This window comes from Variovorax sp. 01T439_2 (genome assembly GCF_056398445.1).
Genome location: NZ_JBFTPJ010000485.1, coordinates 1 through 4,441, shown reverse-complemented (window position 1 = coordinate 4,441; position 4,441 = coordinate 1). Strand labels below are relative to the sequence as shown.

6 protein-coding genes are annotated in these 4,441 nt (G+C 67.5%); all 6 read right to left on the bottom strand.

What is annotated here, in order from left to right:
* The coding region (locus AC1DOC_RS21120; RefSeq protein ID WP_478130421.1) for an MFS transporter at positions 1 to 567 on the bottom strand (567 nt) is incomplete at its 3' end.
* Between the two features lie 43 nt (positions 568 to 610).
* A complete protein-coding gene (locus AC1DOC_RS21115; protein ID WP_478083377.1) occupies positions 611 to 1,717 on the bottom strand; it encodes a porin in 1,107 nt (368 codons plus the stop codon).
* Positions 1,718 to 1,753: 36 nt separating this feature from the next.
* Positions 1,754 to 2,722, bottom strand: a complete 969-nt coding sequence (locus tag AC1DOC_RS21110; protein ID WP_478080839.1) for a PDR/VanB family oxidoreductase — start codon at positions 2,720 to 2,722, stop codon at positions 1,754 to 1,756.
* A gap of 18 nt (positions 2,723 to 2,740) precedes the next feature.
* Positions 2,741 to 3,778, bottom strand: coding sequence for a Rieske 2Fe-2S domain-containing protein (locus AC1DOC_RS21105; protein ID WP_478080838.1), 1,038 nt, complete (start codon positions 3,776 to 3,778; stop codon positions 2,741 to 2,743).
* 13 nt (positions 3,779 to 3,791) lie between these two features.
* Positions 3,792 to 4,013 carry a recombinase-like helix-turn-helix domain-containing protein gene (locus tag AC1DOC_RS21100; RefSeq protein ID WP_012748259.1) on the bottom strand — a complete coding sequence of 74 codons (222 nt, stop codon included), beginning with the start codon at positions 4,011 to 4,013 and terminating at the stop codon, positions 3,792 to 3,794.
* 31 nt (positions 4,014 to 4,044) lie between these two features.
* Positions 4,045 to 4,441, bottom strand: a 397-nt coding sequence (locus AC1DOC_RS21095) for an FAD-dependent monooxygenase (RefSeq protein ID WP_478130420.1), incomplete at its 5' end; no start/stop codon positions are given.

Genomic DNA, 4,441 nt, shown 5'->3' with positions numbered 1-4,441 from the left:
GGCCAGCACCAGCGGAATGCCCAATGCGATGTTGAGCACCCCCAGCACATGGAAGGAGCTGTCCCACGCGAAGCGCGTGAGCAGGTAGCCCACCAGCGGATAGCCCACCGCCAGCCCGAGCCCCGTGCCCATGTTCACGAGCGCATTGGGCTTGCCGTTCTCGTCGCTCCTGAAGTGCGCCTTGATGTAGGACGACGCGAGCGAGAACAGCGGCCCTTCCGACACGCCCAGCAGCACGCGCGAGGCCAGCAGCAGGCCGTAGCTGTCGAACAGGGGCGAGGCCCAGGTCACCACGCCCCACAAGATGAGGCCGTAGACCAGGCTGCGGCGCACGCCGAACAAGGCCGAGCAGAACGGCGTGAGCACGAAGGCCGATACGCCGTAGCCCAGCATGAAGGCCGTGGCCAAAAAACCCTGGCTCACGCGGTCGGAAGCGGCAATGCCCGCGTGGCTGAGAAACGCGGCGTCGGTGATCAGCACCGCGATGTTGATGCGGTCCACGTAGGAGATCGCGACGATCACGAACAGCGTGGCGACGCCGTACCAACGAAAGTTTTTGCTGTGCATGGCCCGGCCTTTTTTGCGTGGATGGTGCTGGCGCGCCCTGCGCCTAGAACATGTGCCGCATGCCCAGCTCGATGCCGCTGGACGAGCGGCCCGGCATGGTGATGGCACCCGCCAGCGCCTGCGCGGCGCCGTTCCTGTTGCTGATGCGCGCGAGCGTGCCGTACAGCGCGCTGCGCCTGGACAGGTTGTGCACGTAGCCGATGGCCAGTTTCGACGAGGTGGGCTCGCGCACCGCGTTCGCGGGTTCCAGCTTGTAGCGTGCATACGAGGCCTTGATCTCGCCCGGCCCGATGGGCAGCTGGAAGCCGACGAGCACGCCCTTGGCGTCGGTGCTGCCTTTCGATTCCTTGTACAGCTCGCTCGTGAGCTTGAGGTTCATGAGCGAAGGGCCGAAGCTGTAGGCCGCGCCCAGGTTGGTCACGCGCAGGTCGCCGCTCGCATAGCGCGTGCGGCCGGTGGCAATGGCCACGTGCAGGCCGCCGCTCTGGTAGCCGAAGCGCGCGCCAGTGTGTTCGCCGTCATGCTTGCTTGGCACCCTGGTGCCCGGCAGCAGCGCGTTCGAATCGTTCTCGCCCATCGCATACATCACCTGCCCGTAGAAGCCGCCGAGGTTCGCGGGCAGGAAGTAGCCGATGCTGTTCGAAGCGCGCGTGCCGGTCGGTGCGGCCAGGCCGCCCAGGCCCGAGAAATAGATCTGGTTGGCGCCGATGCCGCCGCCCGTGCCAAAGGGATCGAAGATGGCCGTGTTCCAGAATGCCGGCACATAGTCGCGGCCCAGGCGCACTTCGCCGAACGGGCCCGCGAGGCTCACTGTGGAGCGGCGGTTTAAGCTCAGCACGCCCGCCGGGCCGTTGCCGCTGGCCTGGTTGTTCGAGTTCGACGGAAAGCCCGTGCCGCTGTCGTTCTGCAGGCCCATCTCCATCCAGAAGTTGGCCGAGTACCCGCCGCCCAGGTCTTCCGTGCCGCGAAAGCCGAGGCGGCTGAACATGTTGCCGCTGTTGGTCAGCTGCGTCTTGTGGGCCGACCCGTCGCCGCTGCCGCGCGTGTAGGTGACGGCCGCGTCGACCACGCCGAAGAGCGTGACGGAAGATTGGGCCAGCGCTCCGCCAGCCGCGCTGGCCGCGGCCAGCGTGATCAAGTATTTTTTCATCGGATTTTCGGGTTGGTTTTTCTCTGGCCGGCGGCCTCAGATGTCGAGCACCAGCCGCTCGCCCTTGCAGCGAGAGACGCAGATCATCATGGTCTTGTTGGACGCGCGTTCGATCTTGGTGAGGATGCCGTCGTGGTGGTCGATCTCGCCTTCGAGCACCGCGGTTTCGCAAGCGCCGCAGACGCCTTCCTTGCAGCTGTGGTCGGGGTTCAGGCCGGCATCGATCAGGCTGTCGAGGATCGACTTGCCGGGCGGCACCTCGACGCTCCTTCCGCTCTTGGCGCACTCGACCACGCAGCTTTGCGTGGCGCTCGGCGCCTCCACATGCACCGCGGCAAAGCGCTCGATGTGGGCATGGGCATAGCCCAGCGTCTCGCAGCTCTTCTCGAAGGCATCGAGCATCGGCGTGGGGCCGCAGCAGTAGTAGTGGCTGGCGGCGCCCTTGCCGGCCAGCAGCGCGGCCAGGTCGGGCGGCGCGCCCTTCTCTTCGTCGAAATGCCAGGTGACCGGCACCGCATGCTCGCGCGCCAGCGCCTCGATCGCCTCGCAGAAGGCGGCCTCCTTGCGGGTGCGCGCGCAGTAGACCAGTTCCACCGGCCTGCCCAGGGCCGCGAGCCGCTGCAGCATGCACCAGATGGGCGTCACGCCGATGCCGCCGGCCACCAGCACCGAATGGTCCGCGCCCTCTTCGAGCTTGAAGTTGTTGCGCGGCACCGAAATCGGCAGCGTCATGCCCACGCGCAATTGCTGGTGGACGTAGCGCGAGCCGCCGCGGCTCTTGCGGTCGTTGAGCACGCCGACCACGTAGCGCTGGCGGTCGCTCGCCGGGTTGCACAGCGAGTAGCTGCGCACCAGCCCGTTGGGCAGGTGCAGGTCGATGTGGGAGCCGGCCTCGAAGGCGGGAAACTCCGTCTCGGGCGAAGCCGGCCGGAACTCGACGCTGACGATGCCGTCGGCCTCGTAGCGCATCGTGTGCACCAGGGCGTTCAGCGTGGGGGAAGACATGGCAAGGCTTTCTATGGATCAGGCCGCGGCAGCTTCTGCGAGCTGTGCTTGCGCGAGATTGCGCATGTGGCGGCGCAGCCGCACGATGCCCAGGTCGTGCTGGTAGAGGTTCTCGTGCTGGTTGGCGTCGGGCTCCATCTCTTCGAGCATCACGCGGTCCTGCTCGAGCACGTGCCAGTGGCGCGCCTCGAGGCGGTTCTTGTAGAGGAAGCGCCAGGTGTCGCGCTCCCAGCCCCGTGGCAGCTTGCGCACGCGCCAGAAGAAGGTGGCCGTCATGCCCTTCACGATCGGCGAGAAGGCGCCGATGATGATGAAGTTGCCGCCGGGGCCGCCGGTCTTCGGATACGGAATTTCCAGGCGCATCCAGTGGATGCCGGTGTCGGCCCATTCGGTCCAGTCGAAGTTGACGTTGCGCTGGCCTTCCTTCTCGAACACGAAGCCGGTGTCGGTCTGGCGGATGCCGAACTTGGCCGTCGAATCGCCCTCGGCCATCGAATGCGACTGCTTGTGCAGGTAGGTGCCGTGCATCGGGTCCATCACGTTGTCGAGCACGTAGCGGTAGTCGCCCTTCCACTCGGTGTAGCAAAGGAAGCTCGAATACTCCGCATCGTCCGTGAGCTGCTCGGGCAGCACGAGCGGCGGTGGCACGTCGACCGATTCCTTCCCGTTGTAGAGGAATACCGCGCCCGCGCGTTCCTGCACATGGAAGTGCCGCGTGGCCTGCGAGCCTTCGAGCTTGCAGCCCGGGCTGCCGGGCACGCGCGTGACGACGCCGTCATGGCGCACTTCCACGCCGTGGTAGGGGCACGAGAGCCGGTCGCCCAGCACCACGCCCTGCGACAGCGGCGCGCCGCGGTGCGGGCAGCGGTCTTCCAGCGCATGCAGCACGCCTTCGCCGTCGCGCCACAGCGCGATCTTGCGGCCCAGGCGGCGCAGCGAGACGGGGTTCTCCTTGATGAAGTGCGAGGGGCAGATCGGGTACCAGAGATCCTTCAGGCCGATCTCGAGCAGGTGGTCGACCGGGTCTGCGGCAACGGGGGTGATGGCGATGGTCATGGTGTGATGCTCCTCAGGCGGCCAGCGTGGCCATTTCCTTGCGGTACAGCGCCTCGGTCCAGGGCTGGCCGCCGGGTGTGGCCAGGCCGCTGTCGTTCAGGCGCTGCACGAGGCCGGGCAGGTCGTGGATGCCGTCGGCAAAGGCGCGCTCGATCACGTCGCCCAGCAGGTCTTCATAGGTGGTCGCGGGGCGCTGGCGCGCCTGGTGCGGTTGCAGGTAGCGGTCTTGTTGCATGGTTGCCTCCGTGGGGTGAGGTGGATGTGAATCAGGCGGTGGCAGTGGCGCCCGCGGGGGCGCCCAGCGGCACGGCCCACGCGTCGTAGCCATAGACCCAGTCGGCATTGCCGCCTTCGCGCAGCCAGTTGTTGCCGCGCGAGCCAAGCTGCACCTGGCTGGCGCGCTCGATGCGCGCGGCCTGGTAGGCCTGCAGCGCAGAGGGCATATCGGCCATGGCAACGCCTTCGAGGTGGCGCGACAGCACCACGGCGTCTTCGATCGCCATGCCCGCACCCTGCGCCATGAAGGGCAGCATCGGGTGCGCGGCATCGCCAAGCAAGGCCATGCGGCCGGCGGCCCAGGCCGGCAACGGGTCGCGCTCGTACAGGGCGGTCTTCAGCACCGTGTCGCAGGCGTCGAGCAGGGCGCGCGCCTCGGGGTGGTAG